The following is an 18202-nucleotide window of genomic DNA, read 5'->3' on the forward strand; positions in this document are numbered from 1 at the left end:
AGAATGAGCAAAATTCATGCTGCTATTACCGCTGTAAATGGTTACGTACCCGAGTACGTTTTAACCAACCAGGAGCTGGAAACAATGGTAGACACTAATGATGAGTGGATAACCAGCCGCACCGGCATCAAAGAGCGCAGGATCCTTAAAGGCGAAGGCCTTGGCACATCAGACATGGCCGTACCGGCTGTTGAAGGTTTGCTTAAAAAGCGCGGCATTAGTGCCGACGAGATCGACCTGATCATTTTTTGCACCACCACCCCCGATCTTCCTTTCCCGGCTACGGCAAATATTTTAGCACACAAAATTGGCGCTAAAAATGCCTGGGGATACGATTTGCAGGCGGCATGCTCGGGCTTTATTTTTGGCCTTGCAACCGGCGCCCAGTTTATCGAGAGCGGTAAGCACACCAAAGTTTTGGTAGTAGGCGGCGATAAAATGTCGGCCATTATCAATTACGAGGACCGCGCTACCTGTATCATATTTGGCGATGGCTGCGGCTGCGCACTGCTTGAGCCAAACACCGATGGCTACGGCATACTGGATTCGGTATTAAAAAGCGACGGCGCAGGCTCACAGCTTTTATTCCAAAAATCGGGTGGTTCGGTTAGTCCGGCCACGCACGAAACCGTTGCCAATAAAGAGCACTTTGCATACCAGGAAGGCCAGGCGGTATTTAAATTTGCCGTAACCAACATGGCCGATGTTGCCGCCGAAGTAATGGAGCGCAATAGCCTTACTGCCGATGATATTGCATGGCTGGTACCACACCAGGCCAACAAACGTATTATTGATGCCACAGCAAACCGTACCGGTGTTAGCGCCGATAAGGTTATTGTGAACATTGAACGCTACGGCAACACTACAAACGGGACCATACCACTATGTTTATGGGAGTGGGAAGATAAATTTAAAAAGGGCGATAACCTTATTTTAGCAGCCTTTGGCGGCGGGTTCACCTGGGGTTCTATCTACTTAAAATGGGCTTATTAGCCGATGTGCAGATTTTAAATGTGCAGATATGCAGATTTTTAATTAAAACATCTTAAAATTGTAAGTGTTAAATAACTAATTCATTTAAAATCATCTGCACATTTGCATATCCGCATATTTGCATATTTATAAATACTTTTATCCAAAAACCAATTATCGCTTCATATGGATATTAAACAGATTCAGGATCTTATACGCTTTGTGTCAAAATCGGGCGTAAACGAAGTTTCTATCGAGCAGGAAAATTTTAAGATTACCATAAAAACAAACGATGCGCCTACGTATGTAAACGCATCCATCCCGGCGCCACAGCCGCTTGCTGCAGCCCCTGCGCCGCAGCCTGCAAGCCTGCCATCAGCGGCACCGGCTGCCGAAGCTGTAGCAGTTGCCGATACCTCAAATCTCATCACCATTAAATCGCCGATGATAGGTACTTTCTACCGCTCGTCATCACCTGATAAACCATTGTTTGTTAACGTGGGCGATGAAATAAGCACCGGCAGTGTACTTTGCATTATCGAAGCCATGAAACTGTTTAACGAGATCGAGTCGGAATATTCCGGCCGTATAGTGAAGATATTGGTTGATAACGCATCGCCGGTAGAATACGACCAGCCTTTATTTTTAGTAGAACCTAAGTAATTTTTGCTGATTTCACAGATTAGTGTGATTTCACAGATTTTTGATCGGTGTAATCTGTTAATCGGTGCAATCCTAAAATCAAAAAGATGTTTAAAAAAATATTAATAGCTAACCGAGGTGAAATTGCCCTGCGAATTATTCGCACCTGTAAAGAGATGGGCATCAAAACCATAGCTGTATACTCAACCGCCGACCGCGACAGCCTGCACGTGCGTTTTGCAGACGAGGCTGTTTGTATCGGCCCCCCTCCAAGCCGCGACTCCTACTTAAATATCCCCAACATCATATCGGCAGCCGAATTGACCAATGCCGACGCGATACACCCGGGTTATGGTTTTTTATCAGAGAATGCAAAGTTTTCGGCTATTTGTGCCGAATATGGTATCAAATTTATTGGTGCCACTGCTGATCAGATCAACCGCATGGGCGATAAGGCATCGGCCAAAGAAACCATGAAAAAGGCCGGCGTACCTATTGTGCCGGGCTCCGAAGGTCTGCTTGATAGCGTTAAACAAGGCATCGGCTTAGCCAACAAAATAGGTTACCCTGTTATACTTAAGGCAACCGCCGGTGGTGGTGGCCGCGGTATGCGTATTGTTTGGAAAGACGAAGAATTTGAAAATGCCTGGGATAGCGCCCGCGCAGAATCGGGCGCAGCCTTTGGTAACGACGGCCTTTACCTTGAAAAATATGTTGAAGACCCGCGCCACATCGAGATCCAGGTAGTGGGCGACCAGTACGGCAAAGTTTGCCATTTATCTGAGCGCGACTGCTCTATACAGCGCCGCCACCAGAAACTGGTAGAGGAAGCGCCATCGCCATTTATGACAGAGAAGCTGCGTAAAAAAATGGGCGAGGCTGCTATTAAAGGCGCTAAAGCCGTTAAATACGAAGGTGCCGGTACGGTAGAGTTTCTGGTTGATAAAAACCGCAACTTCTACTTTATGGAGATGAACACCCGTATCCAGGTAGAGCACCCGGTTACCGAAGAGGTGATCAACTTCGACCTCATCAAAGAACAAATAAAAGTTGCAGCGGGGATACCTATATCAGGCAAAAACTACGAACCAACGATGCACGCCATCGAGTGCCGTATCAATGCCGAAGACCCTGCCAACAACTTCCGCCCTTCACCGGGTAAAATAACAAACTTCCACTCGCCGGGCGGCCATGGGGTGCGTGTAGATACGCATGTGTACAGCGGCTACGTTATCCCGCCAAATTACGACTCGATGATAGCCAAGGTTATTTGCATGGCCCAAACCCGCGACGAGGCTTTGGCAACCATGGAGCGCGCCTTAAGCGAGTTTGTGATAGAGGGTGTTAAAACCACTATTCCGTTCCATTTAAAGCTGCTGCAGGACCCTAACTTCCGCGCCGGTAACTTCACCACCAAATTCATGGAAACGTTCGAATATTAATATTAAAAAAATCTTCACGGGTTAATACAACGTAAATAGCATTCCGGCGTTAATACTGCGGAAACCAGGTAATGAGCGAAAACAAACTAATAAAAGCAATAAAGGAAAAGGGCCAGAGCATGGAGGCCGAAATGTCGTTCTTTGATCACCTGGAAGCCCTTCGCTGGCACCTGGTGAGGTCGGCAATTGCTATTGTTATTTTTACCGGCGGGGCCTTTTACTTTTACGATTTTATCTTCGGTACCATAATTATGGGCCCGGCCAAGCCAAGTTTCTGGACCTACCGGATGCTTTGTAAACTGGGCGAATGGCTGCACCGCGATGGTTTTTGTATTAACGATATCAAGATAAACCTTATTAATACCGAGATGGCAGGGCAGTTTACCCTGCAGATCAACTCATCTTTATTAATAGGGATCACCCTGGGTTTCCCTTACCTTTTATGGGAGATCTGGCGCTTTATTAAACCCGCCCTGCACGAAAAGGAACGCAAAGCGGCAAGCGGTTTTGTGGTTTACGCCACCTTCCTGTTTATATTGGGAGTGCTGTTTGGTTATTTTGTAATCACGCCCGAGTCTATCAACTTCCTGGCGGGGTACACCGTAAGTGATAAAATTCAAAATTTATTCTCTATCGATTCCTATATATCATCTGTAGCTACCCTAACGCTTGCCACAGGCGTTGTATTCGAGCTGCCTATACTGGTTTACATATTATCATCGTTAGGTGTGCTTACCGCCAAATTTATGCGCGAAACAAGGCGCTACGCGGTGGTGGTTATCCTGATCATAGCGGCTATTGTAACCCCAACGCCGGATATGATGACCATGACCGTGGTTAGTATCCCGCTGTTCATCCTTTACGAAGTGGGTATCCTGGTATCTGCAGTGGTAGAAAAACGCAAAAAAGCACGGGAAGAAGCGCTATAATCTGTAACTATTTCAAATGGCGGATGTCAAACATCAAAATGATGAAGGATCATATCTGCATATCATTTCGGCACACAAAATATAACAGTCATAATTCGATATCATTTTTGGTTCTTCATTACACTATCATCCTCAATTCCAACAAAATATTTACCTTGGGCAACGCAATAATATTATAAATTTGAGCCGATGAAAAAAGGGTTAAAGATAGCCATTGGCGCAGACCATGCCGGCTTTGATTATAAGCAGGCCATTTTAGGCATGTTTGGTGATGATATTATATTTACAGACCATGGCACTTATTCTTCCGAAAGTGCCGATTACCCCGACTTTGCGCACCTGGTAGCCAGCGCCGTTGAAAAAGGCGAAGCCGACTTTGGTATACTGCTTTGCGGCAGCGCAAACGGTGTAGCCATTACGGCTAATAAACACCAGGGTATCCGCGCGGCGTTGTGCTGGAAACCCGATGTAACCATCCCGGCGCGTACACACAACAATGCCAATGTGCTTTGTATCCCGGCGCGCCATGTATCAATTGAGGATACCAAACAAATAATTGAAATATTCCTGACCGAAGAATTTGAAGGCGGACGCCATGCAAACCGCGTTAACAAGATTGGCTGCTAAAATTAAACTGACCCATTATTAAAATTTAAATGAAAAAATTATCATTATGGATTACGGGGCTTGCATTTAGTGCAACCGCCTGTGCCCAGCAACAAAACCCAACAGCGCTTAAGTACGGCAATGTTATTAACGTTACCGATGCTAAAAAGCATTTAAGCATCCTGGCATCAGATGAGTTTGAAGGCCGCGAAACCGGTAAACCCGGCGCCGAAAAAGCCGCCAATTACATTGCCGCCGAATTTAAGAGATTAGGCCTGCAGGCACCGGTGAATGGCACTTACTTTTTAGATGTACCGTTAACCCAAAGCTCGCTTAATGTTGACCTGAATGTTAACGGGCAGGCTTTTACCAACTGGAAAGAGTTTGTGTTCCAGGGGCCGGCTGCCGATACCAAAATAAATGCTGAAGTAGTTTTTGTAGGTTTTGGTACAGCAGAAGAAATTGCAGATGCAGACCTTACAGGCAAAGTAGTACTTTGGATAAACGAGGATAAACCGCAGGATGGCAAAACCGCTAACACCGGTTACCGCATGAGCACCGCGCGCCAGGCAATAGTTAAGGCTATTCAAGCAAAAAAACCTGCTTTAATATTGGCAGCCAATGATGGCTTAGCTAAAGTGCTTGCACGTTTCAATGGCGTAAACCCAAGCGGTTCTGCCAGTTTATCGCTTAAAAAAGCTGATAAGGAAACCGCGAACACAAATGCGCCTGTGTTTATGGTTACCGGCGCTGTTGCCGATGCTGCAGTTAAGGCTACCGGCAAAACATACGCCGACCTGCGGGCAGCAGCTTTAACTGCTAAACAAACCCAGGTTATAAAAACTACTGCCAGTGTATCTGTAACTTCTGCCGATAAAGATGTTAAGGCGGTTGATGTATTAGGTTTTATGCCGGGTTCTGACCCTAAGCTAAAAAATGAGGTATTGGTATTCTCGGCCCATTACGATCATATTGGTTTGGTAACCAAACCGGGCGCTACCGATAAAGTGAACAACGGCGCCGATGATGACGGATCTGGTACAACAGGCATCCTGGAGATCGCACGCGCGTTCTCGCAGGCTAAAAAGGATGGCAAAGGCCCGCGCCGCAGCATATTGTTCCTGGGTAACGTAGGCGAAGAAAAAGGCTTGTTAGGTTCAGAGTGGTATACAGATCATCCTGTTTACCCGCTGGCTAACACCATTGCCGATCTGAACATAGATATGATTGGCCGTGTTGGTGAAGAATACATTGGTAAACCCGATTCTGCAAACTATGTGTATTCAATCGGTTCGGCTATGTTAAGTACCGACCTGCATAAAATTGGCGAAGAAGCAAACAACACCTACACCAAAATGAAACTGGATTATAAGTATGATGATCCTAACGATCCAAACCGTTTCTACTACCGTTCAGATCATTACAACTTTGCCCGGTACGGAGTGCCAATTATATTTTACTTTAACGGTGTGCATGCAGATTACCATGCCCCCGGCGATGAGGTGAGCAAAATTAATTTCCCGCTGTTGGTTAAACGTGCGCAGCTTGCATTTTTTACCGGCTGGGAATTGGCTAACCGCGATGCCCGCCCCGTGGTTGATGTAAAACCGGCTACACCGGCAAAATAACAACAGGATATTTAAAAAACAAAAGAGCGGCTTAACGGCCGCTTTTTTTGTTTTGTACAGGCTACTGCATTATAGTTTATGTATTTTAACCTGTATTTTTAACAATTCTTAAAACTGTTAACAGGTTTGTTTAATTTCGCGTAAATGGGAAATACCGCTGAAGAATTTTTGGTAGCCTCGGAGCAAAAGGCGTTTGAGATGGATCATCGTAATATTATCAATAAAAGTATTGGTAAGTACGATGCTGCGTTTGACAGGGGCCGGTCCAGGATGATAAACCTGGATAATACCAAAAAAAGGGGCATACCATAAAGTGGAAGGTGATGGAAAACCTGGACAAGTTTTTGCCCGAGTTTGAATCAAATTTCCAAAAGCGCGGCGGCAAGGTGATATGGGCAAACGATGCCGAAGAGGCTAACCGCGAGATATTGAACATCATTCAAAAAGCCGGCGCCAAAACGGTCATCAAATCAAAATCGATGGCTACCGAGGAGATCCACTTAAATGGTTTCCTGGAAAAGCACGGCATAGAAGCGTTGGAGAGCGACCTGGGCGAATACATTGTTCAGCTGCTTGGGCAGGAACCATACCATATGGTAACGCCGGCCATGCACCTGTCTATAGAAGATATTGCCAGGCTGTTTAACGAAAAATTTGGCAGTCCGCTGGATAGTACCGCCGAACAGCTTACCCAAAAAGCCCGCGAGTTGCTGCGCGAAAAATACCTGCAGGCCGATGTGGGCATTAGCGGCGCAAACTTTTTAATAGCCGATACAGGCAGCATCTGCATTACCGAAAATGAAGGCAACGCGCGCTTAACAACCAGTTTCCCTAAAATACATATTGCCGTGGTAGGTATCGAAAAAATGATACCATCTATAACCGACCTGGACACCTTTTGGCCCATGCTGGCCACACACGGCACCGGGCAAAACTTAACCGTTTACAATACCATATTAAGCGGCCCCCGCCAGGCGCATGAGACCGACGGGCCCGAAGAAATGTACGTAGTATTGCTTGATAATGGCCGTACCAACTTACTGGCTCAAAAAGAGCAGCGCCAGGGCCTTTACTGTATCCGCTGCGGCGCCTGCCTTAACGTTTGCCCTATATTTCAAAACGTGGGCGGCCATACTTACGATACTACATACGGAGGCCCGATAGGCTCGGTTATAGCGCCCCATATGCGCGGCATGGAGGAGTTTAAACACCTTAGCTATGCATCAAGCCTTTGCGGTAAATGTACCGAGGTTTGCCCCGTAAAAATTGAGATCCACAAAATGCTGCTGTTAAACCGCCGCGATGCGGTTGCCGAAGGCCTGGTAGCTACCAAGGAAAAATGGGGCTGGGCCGGCTGGAAGAAAGGGATGCTAAAACGCAGCCTTACCGACTTTTTTAGCGGTAAAATGAAAAACAGGTTGATGAAGATGTTTTTCAAAAAATCGTGGGGGCATTACAAAGAGATGCCCGAGGTTGCCCCAAAATCATTCAGCCAGATGTGGAAAGATGGCCATAAGCCGGAATAACGGTTGATCATTGCCTTTAGAATAATTCCCTCCCTGGGGAGGGGTGCGGTTGATTGTGTAGTGGCGGGGAGGGGTTATACGCTCTGTATCATATCAAGATATTTTAGCCTTTGTTGGTGTTGTCACCAACAACTTTAGGCAGGTATCAAGCAATTGTAAATTTGGCTAAAGCCCTCTGTGTTTGTTTGTGATCCGTTGGCTGAAGCCAACGGCAATGATAAGACAATGGCTATGCATTTTATTCATTGCCGTCCCATTTATGGGGCGGACAAGGCATCACGAAATGGGCTTTAGCCCAAATCCTTAATGCTTATCGCCAAACCCAAACTCTTTGTAAGTATTGGGCTCGTCGTTATGGTTGCTAAACGCGAAGGTGTAACTGGCCACCCACGATTCGTAATCGGCATCCTTACCCTTCGATGCTTCAAACTTGGTAGCCCTTAACATGTATATTCCCTCGCGGCTAACGCTAAAATAAACCTTGCCCGATGCATCGCTGGCAAGCTTTTGCGGATATACATTGCCCGATGCCGTTTTAATATATAGCATTACCTGCCCGGTAAATGGCTTGCCTTTAAAATTAACTACTGCTGTAATATCATCGCCATAGTTAAGCTTATAAGGGTTGCGTTTCAATACGATCTCGAAATCGTCATTTAAAACCTTTTCGTAGGCATTGCCGCCGGGTTCGTCAACGGTAATAAGTGTTTTTAAGTAACGGTTGTATTTTTCGGTAAAATTTAAAGCGTTGCTGTTTTTTAGTTTATCGGCAATTTCATCGTAGCCCTGCTCGGTAAGGTATGGTAAAAAATCTTCGCGGGGTATGTCGTTCAATTCGTTGGTGTTCATTTCAACCAGTACAAGGCCATCGTGTTCTAAATTGTAATTTAGCAGCGGCATTGCATCATTTTTAGTTACTTTGGAAAGATCGGTTTTTTTCGACCCCTCGTAGATCATAAATTTGGTAGTTTGCGCCGCGGTATAAGGCACCTCGCGTTCTTTAACAAGGGTTTCGCCCGATAAAAGGTGCAGGTTAAATTTATCGCCTTTATGCAGGTAGAAGTTTTCGGGCATTAAAAATTGATCGGGTATAAACGCTACCAACCCAAAAATTGATAACATTATAAGGAATTTAACGTAGAAGTGCTTCATAGCGAAAAGATGGATTGTTCAAACATACAAAGTTTTAAAAACTTCTTAGCTTTACCCGATGATTTTTGACCGGAAAAAGATAGATAATGACGGTTTAATAACGTTTTATAAGAAATTGTTATTGCCCCGTCTGGTCGAAGAGAAGATGTTGATTCTGCTCAGGCAGGGGCGTATTGGTAAATGGTTCTCGGGCATAGGGCAGGAAGCCATTGCCGTAGGCAGTACCCTTGCGCTTAATGCTGATGAATATATCCTGCCCATGCACCGCAACCTGGGGGTGTTTACCTCGCGCAATATTCCAATTTCGCGCTTAATGGCCCAATGGCAGGGTAAGGCATCGGGTTTTACAAAAGGCCGCGACCGCTCTTTCCACTTCGGTACGCAGGAGTTTAAGATCATAGGGATGATATCGCACCTTGGCCCGCAGCTGGCCCTGGCAGATGGTATTGCCCTTGCCGATAAATTAAAGAAAAATAAAAAAGTTACGCTGGTTTATACCGGCGAAGGCGCTACAAGCGAAGGCGATTTCCACGAGGCGCTTAATATTGCCGCCGTGTGGGACCTGCCCGTGATATTCCTGGTAGAAAATAACGGCTACGGCCTTAGCACCCCGGTTAACGAGCAGTACCGCTGCACATCGATAGTTGATAAGGCCATAGGCTACGGTATGGAAGGCCGACGCATTGATGGGAACAACGTGCTGGAAGTTTATCATACTATAAACGAGTTGGCCCAGGAGTTAAGAGAAAACCCCCGCCCTGTGCTGATAGAGTGCATGACCTTTAGGATGCGCGGGCACGAAGAGGCATCGGGCACAAAATATGTACCCCAGCATTTATTTGACGAGTGGAAGCAGAAGGACCCGCTTGATTGCTTTGAAAAGTACCTGCTTGACGAGGGCGTACTGCGCCAGGAGTGGGTACCTTATTTAAGAAACGAGTTTACCACCCTGATAGATGCCGAGGTTGAAAAGGTTTTCAGCGAGCCGGATATCATCCCGCACCTGCAAACCGAGGTGCAGAACATGTACCGCCTGTTTAACACACCGCGGCATGCCCCATCAGAAATAAGTACCAATAAACGTTATATAGATGCCATAAGCGATGGCCTGCGGCAAAGCATGCGCATGCACAATAACCTGGTTATAATGGGCCAGGATATTGCCGAATATGGCGGCGCCTTTAAAATAACACAGGGCTTTGTTGATGAATTTGGTAAAGACCGGGTGCGCAACACACCTATTTGCGAATCGGGCATTGTGGGTACGGCCATGGGGCTTGCCATAAACGATTATAAGGCTATTGTAGAAATGCAGTTTGCAGATTTTGTAAGCTGTGGTTTTAACCAGATCATAAATAACCTGGCCAAAACCTACTACCGCTGGGGCCAAACCGTTGATGTAGTGATACGTATGCCGGCAGGCGGCGGCAGCGGCGCGGGGCCATTCCACTCGCAAACCAACGAGGCCTGGTTTACCAAAACCCCCGGCTTAAAAGTTGTTTACCCGGCCTTCCCTGACGATGCCAAAGGCTTGCTGATGTCGGCAGTGGACGACCCAAACCCGGTTATCTATTTTGAGCACAAAAACTTGTACCGCAGCATGAGCGGCAACGTGCCCGATGATGATTATTATGTAGAGATAGGCAAAGCAAGGGTAGTGCGCGAAGGTACCAAAGCCAGCATAATCACCTTTGGGCTTGGCGTACACTGGGCTATTGAATATGCCGATAACCACCCCGATCAATCGATAGAGATACTGGACCTGCGCAGCCTGCAGCCCTGGGATAAAGATGCGGTTGTAAAAACCGTGAAGAAAACATCCAAGGTGCTGGTATTGCATGAAGATACGCTCACCAGCGGCTTCGGCGGCGAAATAGCTGCCTACATAGGCGAGCATTGCTTTAAATACCTCGACGGGCCTGTAATGCGCTGTGCCAGTCTTGATACTGCCATACCCATGAACAAAGCGTTGGAAGACCAGTTTATGGCCAAGGCAAGGTTAGAAGAAACAATGGATACCCTGCTGAAATTTTAACAACCAAACAGCACTTAAAATAAAACGCAGCGCTTTTAAAGGTGCTGCGTTTTTTTATGGTAACCTCCTGAAAGGTTAATCAAGCGTTATCTGCCTTTTAATGCTTTCTTCTAATGATATAAATGTTTCGGTACGCTGTATACCTTTCACGCTTTGGATGCTCTCATTCAAAACTTCGCGCAGGTGGTTGGTATCGTGGCAAACAATTTTGGCAAAAATGCTCCAGCTGCCGGTGGTGTAATGCAGCTCTACAATTTCGGGCACCAGTTTCAATTGTTTTACGGCTTCGTTATACTGCGAACCCTTTTCCAGGAAAATGCCCAGGAAAGCGGTTACATCATACCCAAGCTTTTGCGGGTTTACTTCCAGGCTGGCACCTTTTATTACACCCATCTCCTCAAGCTTTTTCATCCTAACGTGTATGGTTCCGCCAGAAACTATCAATTCCTTTGCGATTTCGGTATAAGGAGTGGTCGCATTTTTCATCAATATCGATAATATCTGTATATCGAGATTATCAATTTCTAAATTTTGAGGTTTCCTGTGAGGCATAATTTTAAATATCTATATTCAAATACAAGTATAATTATAATAAAAGTAAAAATAAAAATATTTTGTTGAAATATTTGCAAGAAAGTGTCAACTCTGTTAGATTTGTATATAGCAAATGACAATTGCTCTATCGTTCTTTAAAAAACAACATTGTTGGGTGGTGAAATTTTTGGCAGACACACCTCCTTGTCCCGGTGGCGGAGAATATGGGAAACCCGAAGCGGGCTAACCACTCTGTGAAGGTTCGAACCCTTCCCCAACAGCTAAGTTCTAAGCCGAAAGTACAAAGTCTTAAGTCATCCAGACTTCCGACTAAAGACTTTAGACTTGTAACTTAAACATCCTGTAGGATGGTGAAATTTTTGGCAGACACACCTCCTTGTCGCGGTGGCGGAGATCATGGGAAACTCTTAGCAATAAGAATAACCACTCTTTGAAGGTTCGACCCCTTCTCCTACAGCTCTTCTCATAATTTAGGTTTATAATTGGTTAGTAAAGGCCCCTGCCCATCAGGGGCTTTACTTTTGTAAGAGATTTTTTATTTGATCAAAATCGGCGTTTACCAAGCCACAAATGTTCACGTTCACGATTGCGCATGCAGCACACTTTTTTGTAAAACGCTCATATTAAGCGAATTGGGAGTTAAACTACTGACAGTCTATCGCCACCAACGAGTCAAAAAAATCAGGTATAAAAAAATCCCGGTTGTTCACCGGGACCTTCGCATTGTTTTGAATTTATTATATCACTTAAAAGAATTTGAAGCCTACGCTTACCGCCCAGATGTTTTGGCGCTGCCCGTAGTTTTCGTTAATTTTTGTAAGGCCGCCTTCGTAACGTACATCGGTTGTAATGTGGCCGATATCGATACCCGCGCCTACCTGGTAGCCCAGGGTGCTTTTCTTGTAATCGCCAAAATCGTTATAAGCGCCGCTTACATTATCGCTAAAGCTTTGAGTTTTATCTAACAAATAGCTGTAAACCGGGCCGGCCATCACCCTGAAGTTTAAATTATCGCCCCCAAAACCTTTACCTAACAGCAGAGGTACATTTAAGCTGGTAAAACGCACTTTGCCGCTGCTGGTTACTGTGCCGCCGTTGTTGTTAAAATCGAATTTACCACCGCTGCTGCCCAGGTAAAGTTCGGGCTGTACGTAAAAACTGCTTCCAAAACGGGCAAATAATCCCGCCTGGTAACCGGCCACAGTTGATTCCTTTACGTTATCGGTACTTATTTTTGAAAAATTGACGCCCGCTTTGGCGCCTAATGAAAATTGCGCCTTAGCGCTTATTGCCGCTATAAATATTATAGCCACGCTTAACAAACATTTTTTCATGGTAGTGATTTTTATTTTTGGTTAATAAAACGTTAGATGCGCAAACTTGTTTAAAGTTTAACAGCACCGCGACATATTAAACGTTAGGAGCGGCGTATTTTTTATATTTTTGCTTAAATATTTTATTTATGGCAGAGATAACTATCAGCAATAAGGATTGGGAGCGTATAAAAATAAAGGTGCAGCGCAAATATAACCACCTTACCGATGAGCAGTTGCAATACGCCGAAGGCCAGGAAGACAGCCTGATAACACGTATTATGCAACTGGTGAACCGCGACAGGCAATATGTGGTGTTCACGCTAAAAAAAGCTTTGGTGAATATGGATAATAACCGCCTTTAAAATCAGTTTATTATAAAAAGCCATTTGGCTTTTATATATTTATATTTCAATAAGTTAAGGGTGATGGATAAAAGGATGATAAGCAAATACAGGAAACCGGCTTTGTATGCGGGTGGCTTGGCTTTGGCTATAAGCATATGGAGTTTTAACGACGATCTTTTCCAGATATCCAAAAACCTGGATGTTTTTGCATCGGTATATAAAGAGGTGAACATTAACTATGTTGATGATATCAACTCGGCTAAGCTGGTTAAAACGGGAGTTGATGCCATGCTGGAAGGATTAGACCCTTATACCGAGTTTGTCCCCGAATCGGAAATTGAAGATTACAAGCTGCATTATGTAAGTACCCAATACGGCGGTATTGGCGCAAGTATCTTCCTGCGCGATAAAAAAGTGTACGTATCTGATGTATTTGAAGGGTTCCCGGCGCAGAAGGCCGATATCCGACAGGGCGACCAGATGTTAAAAATAAACGACATTGACCTTGCCGGCAAAACAAACGACCAGGTGAGCCAGCTGCTTAAAGGATCTAAAGGCGCACTTATAAAGCTTTTGATGAAGCGCGAAGGCGAGGCCCCCGTGGCCAAAAGCCTGATGCGCGATGAGATAAAGCAACCCAATGTGGTTTACTCGGGCATGGTAGGGGGCAATATGGGCTACATCAAGCTTAATAAGTTCCTGGAAAACTCTGCCGAGGAAGTAACCACCGCGCTTATAGCTATTAAAAAAAATAACCCCAACGGTATTATCCTCGATCTGCGCTCCAACGGCGGCGGCATCCTGCAGGAGGCTGTTAAAATTGTGAACCTGTTTGTACAAAAGGGCGTGCAGGTGGTATCGCAAAAAGGAAAAATAAAAGAAAAGAATTTTACATATAGCACCGTTGCTACTCCGCTTGAACCAAACCTGCCGCTGGTAGTATTGGTTAACGGCCGCTCGGCATCAGCATCAGAGATCGTTGCAGGGGCCTTGCAGGACCTGGACAGGGCGATAATTATAGGCCAGCGCAGCTACGGCAAAGGCCTGGTACAGCAAACCTTTAACCTGCCGTACAACAGCCTGGTAAAGGTAACCGTGGCTAAATACTACGTACCATCGGGCCGGTGCGTTCAGGAACTGGATTACACCCACCGTAAGGATGATGGCAGTGTGATAAAGGTGGCCGATTCATCTATCCACGAGTTTAAAACCAGGAACGGCCGCTCGGTTTATGACGGCAGCGGTATATACCCCGATGTTTTTATAAAGCAGGATAGGTTTGCCAATATTACACAAGCGCTGGTAAGCAAGCTGCTGATATTTGATTATGCTACCAAATACCGTATAGATCACCCAAAGGCGGTTGACCCTAAAACCCTGGTATTAACCGACGCGGAGTATAATGATTTTATCAAATACCTTGACGGGAAGAATTACACCTACAATACCATTTCGGAAAAAATGCTGAACAGCCTGAAAACCGAAGCAACAAAAGAGAAACAGTTCAGCGAAATACAAACGGAATACGACGCTTTGAAAGCCAAAATGGCGAGCAGTAAAAAGAACGACCTGCAGCTGCATAAGGATGAGATAAAACAAGTTCTTGAAAATGAGATCGCATCGCGCTATGCATATGAAAAGGGCCGTTACGAGGCTAACTTTAAATACGACAAAGAACTGGCCGAAGCCATAAGAACCATGCAGGACAAACCACAGCTGGCATCGATACTTAAAGGCGTAGGCGATTATAAAACCATTGGCAAACCCGTATTGGCCATGGCCGTTAAAAAGGATGATAAGGATAGCGACGACGATTAAAAGCTGCCCCCTAACCCCCTAAAGGGGGAATAAAATATTAAAAGCTTGTCCTTATTAAAGGCAGGCTTTTTTTGTAGAATAAAATTTGGCTCCCCCTTCAGGGGGCGGGGGGCTCTGTAACATCCCTGTTATAGCGTGCAAATGGGTTAAACTATAGCGGTCCTATAGTTGTCATACCTGCAAAAAACATACAATTATGAAAAAGATAATAATTACTGCAGCGATATTTTTAAGCTGTATAGCATACAAATCAGCCGATGCGCAAATTAGTTTAAGCATTAACATTGGCAGCCAGCCAGATTGGGGGCCAGTAGGTTACGACCATGCCGATTATTACTACATGCCCGATATCGATACTTATTACGATGTGCCTGCCCACCAGTATGTTTACCTGGAAAATAACGCCTGGGTACGCCGCGCAAGCTTACCTGCAAGGTACAGCAATTATAACGTATACAACGGTTATAAGGTAGTAGTGAACGAGCCAAGACCATGGACCCGCGCAACCGTTTACCGCACTAAATATGCAAGCTACAGGGGCCATACAGGGCAAACCATTATCCGCGATAGCCGCGATGTAAAATACCGTAACCATTGGGTTAGTAAAAATAACCGCCCGGTACGTGTAGAACACAGCAAGGTAATAAAAACCAAAAAAGTGAAGCATGATAATGGCAAAGGCCATGGCCGCGGGCACAGAAACTAATTCCCCCTCCATCATATATACAACAGCAAAGGCCCTTTATTCAGGGGCCTTTTGCTGTATAAAGGGGTTAGCTATTGTTTTGCAGGATACCGGTAACCAGCGATTTCCATTGCGGTACAGATAGGCCTTCGCGGGCGGCAAGGGCAATAATGGTATTGCGCACGGTATCGTAAAGGCCGGTGTCTTTATTATTTGGGGTTTCGTTACGGCCGTGTACGGCAGCGCTTACATGGTTCTGGTAACGCTCTACAATAAAAGTACTGGTAGAGTTATGGCTGAAAAAATGAGCAGTGGCCTTATCGGGGTGCCTGGGGTTGGCAACCGGCCTTACGGTCATGGTGATATATTCGCTTTCGGCATCCGCGTCTTCCAGTTCTTGTATGGCTTCAATACGCACCCATTCCTTACCATCACCAGCCATCGGGCCGGGTGCGGGCAGGTTAATGTAAAACAGGTCGCCCTTTTCGGCCATCTTGTAAACCTCGTTACCCGCGGCATCTGTTATGGCAAACTTTGCCGAGTGCGGCCCGCTTAATACATGCCATTGCGATATATCCTTCAGCCTGTCCTTCGCCAATAAAAACAGGTGGTGCGCATCAGGTACGTTTGCACAATCGGCAAATTGTATGATATCGGTTTTCTCCCCCTCGGTTTGTACGGGTATATTGTCGGCGGCGTTGTTCATGGTATGTTAATATATATCCTTACAACATAGGAGCTAATGGGGTTGTTTTAGCCGGGCTACACAAAAAAAGCGGCCTTTTTCAAAGCCGCTTTTTGGTATCTGAAATTTCCTCTACTACCAGAAGAAGGAATACAATGCTACGATGATACCGCCTACAATAAGCGCACCGGCTGTAAACGCGCGCGATGTTTTAAACATAGATGCGTCAATTTCCAACCCGTTGGTTTTAACGCCTTTGGCCTGGTCAATTTTTGATATGATGATCATCCCAATCACACATAAAACGAATACAAAACCCATACGGTCTATAAAAGGGATCTCGTATAGTTTGGTCACCTTATCATCCTGCAAGGCTTCTTTCGCAAAGCCATAAGGGTATAAAAAGCTTAAGTCGGCAAAGCGTGGCAATAGTTTAAAAAACACCGAAAATATAAACCCGCCTACTGTAGCAAACAAAGCCGCGTTGGAGGATGCTTTTTTCCAGAAGAAACCCAGGATGAACATGGCAAATATACCCGGCGATACAAAACCTGTGTACTCTTGTATATATTGAAAGCCCTGCTTGCCTTCGCCCATTAAGCGCTCGCCAATTACCAGCGACATGATAACCCCTAAGGCCATAGCCACCAAAACAGACCATTTGCCCAATACCACCAATTTTTTTTCGCTTGCCTGTGTGTTGATAGCCTTTTTATAAACATCCAGTGTAAAAATGGTGGCAATGCTGTTTGCCTTGCCGGCCAACGAGGCTACAATAGCCGCTGTAAGCGCTGCAAACGAAAGGCCCTTTAATCCGGCAGGTAAAAGATTTAAAAGCGAAGGGTAGGCCTTATTTACATCTGTAACACCCGATGAGCTTAACATCTCCTGGTGAAACATCCCCCTTTGATAAAGCACATACGCCGCAATACCCGGTAATACCACAATAACCGGCATCAGCAGTTTTAAGAACGCCGCGAACAGGATACCCGCGCGGGCGGTTTTAAGGTCGGCACCCAAAGCCCTTTGGGTTATGTACTGGTTACATCCCCAGTAGTTAAGGTTAACAATGATCATACCGCCTATAAGCACCGATAGGCCCGGCAGATCCATGTAATTGTCATTCTCCTTTTTAAATATCATATGGAAGTGGTCCGAAGCCTCATTATGTAATATTTTGAGTCCCGAAAGTATGGAATGGTCGGCGGTATGTTTTGTTAATTCACCCAATGCGATATACGTGGCGGCTAACCCACCCAGTATCAGTACAAATACTTGTATAACATCGGTATAGCCAATTACCTTCATGCCACCCAGCGTTATAACAACAGCAAACACCGCTAAAGCAACTATACAGAAATAAATATTTAAGCCCGATATACCGCTTATGGCCAATGCACCCAGGTACAGGATAGACATGAGGTTAACCACGATGTATAACAATAGCCAGAAAATGGCCATTACCATTGCCACCGTACCGTTATACCGCTGATGCAGGAACTGCGGCATGGTGAAGATCTTATTTTTGAGGTATATCGGGATAAAGAATATAGCCACGATAATTAATGTTGCCGCAGCCATCCACTCGTAAGTAGATATGGCCAGCCCCATTTTAAACGCCGAACCGCTTGTACCTATAAATTGCTCGGCCGATATATTTGAAGCGATCAGCGATGCGCCAATTGCCCACCAGGTAAGCGAGCCTTCTGCCAAAAAGTAATCTTTTGATGTGGCATCGGCGTTGCGTTTGCGCCTGTATATCCAGTACCCATAAAAGGATACAACCAAAAAGTAAATAAGGAAGACGATCTTATCGCCAAAGGTAAGAGAGTTCATTTATGTGGGTTTAACTTGGTTTATAATTTGG

At 45.4% G+C, this 18202-nt stretch carries 15 protein-coding genes, 1 tRNA gene and 1 pseudogene; 12 read left to right on the plus strand and 5 right to left on the minus strand.

What is annotated here, in order from left to right:
* The first annotated feature begins 3 nt into the window (after nt 1–3).
* The 7 genes and pseudogenes from EWM62_RS15835 (at nt 4) to EWM62_RS15865 (ending at nt 7745) form a co-directional block, all read left to right on the plus strand.
* Nucleotides 4–993 (plus strand): beta-ketoacyl-ACP synthase III, encoded by a 990-nt coding sequence (locus tag EWM62_RS15835; protein ID WP_129877654.1) that lies wholly within the window; start codon nt 4–6, stop codon nt 991–993.
* 165 nt (nt 994–1158) lie between these two features.
* Nucleotides 1159–1635 carry an acetyl-CoA carboxylase biotin carboxyl carrier protein gene (gene accB, locus EWM62_RS15840; RefSeq protein WP_129877655.1) on the plus strand — a complete coding sequence of 159 codons (477 nt, stop codon included), beginning with the start codon at nt 1159–1161 and terminating at the stop codon, nt 1633–1635.
* Between the two features lie 86 nt (nt 1636–1721).
* Nucleotides 1722–3056 carry an acetyl-CoA carboxylase biotin carboxylase subunit gene (gene accC, locus EWM62_RS15845; protein WP_129877656.1) on the plus strand — a complete coding sequence of 445 codons (1335 nt, stop codon included), beginning with the start codon at nt 1722–1724 and terminating at the stop codon, nt 3054–3056.
* A 71-nt stretch (nt 3057–3127) separates the two neighbouring features.
* Entirely contained in the window at nt 3128–3985 is an 858-nt protein-coding gene (tatC, locus tag EWM62_RS15850; protein ID WP_129877657.1) for a twin-arginine translocase subunit TatC, read from the plus strand.
* A 189-nt stretch (nt 3986–4174) separates the two neighbouring features.
* A complete protein-coding gene (gene rpiB, locus EWM62_RS15855; protein WP_129877658.1) occupies nt 4175–4612 on the plus strand; it encodes a ribose 5-phosphate isomerase B in 438 nt (145 codons plus the stop codon).
* A 29-nt stretch (nt 4613–4641) separates the two neighbouring features.
* Nucleotides 4642–6219 carry a M28 family peptidase gene (locus EWM62_RS15860; RefSeq protein WP_129877659.1) on the plus strand — a complete coding sequence of 526 codons (1578 nt, stop codon included), beginning with the start codon at nt 4642–4644 and terminating at the stop codon, nt 6217–6219.
* Nucleotides 6220–6363: 144 nt separating this feature from the next.
* A pseudogene (locus EWM62_RS15865) lies at nt 6364–7745 on the plus strand (LutB/LldF family L-lactate oxidation iron-sulfur protein).
* Nucleotides 7746–8048: 303 nt separating this feature from the next.
* On the opposite strand, the gene EWM62_RS15870 reads toward EWM62_RS15865, so the two are convergent.
* Nucleotides 8049–8867, minus strand: coding sequence for a DUF4198 domain-containing protein (locus EWM62_RS15870; RefSeq protein ID WP_162499857.1), 819 nt, complete (start codon nt 8865–8867; stop codon nt 8049–8051).
* A gap of 175 nt (nt 8868–9042) precedes the next feature.
* Here EWM62_RS15870 and EWM62_RS15875 point away from each other — a divergent pair, with 175 nt between their 5' ends.
* Complete coding sequence (locus EWM62_RS15875) at nt 9043–10932, plus strand: alpha-ketoacid dehydrogenase subunit alpha/beta (protein ID WP_238989367.1); 1890 nt, start codon at nt 9043–9045, stop codon at nt 10930–10932.
* Nucleotides 10933–11007: 75 nt separating this feature from the next.
* Here EWM62_RS15875 and EWM62_RS15880 read toward each other — a convergent pair whose 3' ends face one another.
* A complete protein-coding gene (locus EWM62_RS15880) occupies nt 11008–11484 on the minus strand; it encodes an Lrp/AsnC ligand binding domain-containing protein (RefSeq protein WP_129877662.1) in 477 nt (158 codons plus the stop codon).
* A 151-nt stretch (nt 11485–11635) separates the two neighbouring features.
* Here EWM62_RS15880 and EWM62_RS19355 point away from each other — a divergent pair.
* Nucleotides 11636–11747, plus strand: a tRNA-Asp gene (locus EWM62_RS19355).
* 486 nt (nt 11748–12233) lie between these two features.
* On the opposite strand, the gene EWM62_RS15885 is transcribed toward EWM62_RS19355, so the two are convergent.
* On the minus strand, nt 12234–12821 hold the full coding sequence (locus tag EWM62_RS15885; protein WP_129877663.1) for a porin family protein: 588 nt from the start codon (nt 12819–12821) through the stop codon (nt 12234–12236).
* Between the two features lie 128 nt (nt 12822–12949).
* Between EWM62_RS15885 and EWM62_RS15890 the strand changes: the two genes are divergently transcribed.
* The 3 genes from EWM62_RS15890 to EWM62_RS15900 all read left to right on the plus strand — a co-directional run bounded on the left by EWM62_RS15890 (nt 12950) and on the right by EWM62_RS15900 (nt 15671).
* Nucleotides 12950–13165 carry a hypothetical protein gene (locus EWM62_RS15890; RefSeq protein WP_129877664.1) on the plus strand — a complete coding sequence of 72 codons (216 nt, stop codon included), beginning with the start codon at nt 12950–12952 and terminating at the stop codon, nt 13163–13165.
* A 63-nt stretch (nt 13166–13228) separates the two neighbouring features.
* On the plus strand, nt 13229–14965 hold the full coding sequence (locus EWM62_RS15895) for a S41 family peptidase (protein ID WP_129877665.1): 1737 nt from the start codon (nt 13229–13231) through the stop codon (nt 14963–14965).
* Nucleotides 14966–15161: 196 nt separating this feature from the next.
* On the plus strand, nt 15162–15671 hold the full coding sequence (locus EWM62_RS15900; protein WP_129877666.1) for a hypothetical protein: 510 nt from the start codon (nt 15162–15164) through the stop codon (nt 15669–15671).
* Nucleotides 15672–15738: 67 nt separating this feature from the next.
* Here EWM62_RS15900 and EWM62_RS15905 read toward each other — a convergent pair whose 3' ends face one another.
* Together EWM62_RS15905 and EWM62_RS15910 are read right to left on the minus strand one after the other, a co-directional pair.
* Nucleotides 15739–16356, minus strand: a complete 618-nt coding sequence (locus EWM62_RS15905) for a hypothetical protein (protein ID WP_129877667.1) — start codon at nt 16354–16356, stop codon at nt 15739–15741.
* Between the two features lie 114 nt (nt 16357–16470).
* A complete protein-coding gene (locus tag EWM62_RS15910) occupies nt 16471–18171 on the minus strand; it encodes a sodium:solute symporter family transporter (protein ID WP_129877668.1) in 1701 nt (566 codons plus the stop codon).
* Nucleotides 18172–18202: the final 31 nt, after the last annotated feature.

It is taken from the genome of Mucilaginibacter terrigena (assembly GCF_004168255.1).
GTDB classification, from domain to species: Bacteria; Bacteroidota; Bacteroidia; order Sphingobacteriales; family Sphingobacteriaceae; genus Mucilaginibacter; species Mucilaginibacter terrigena.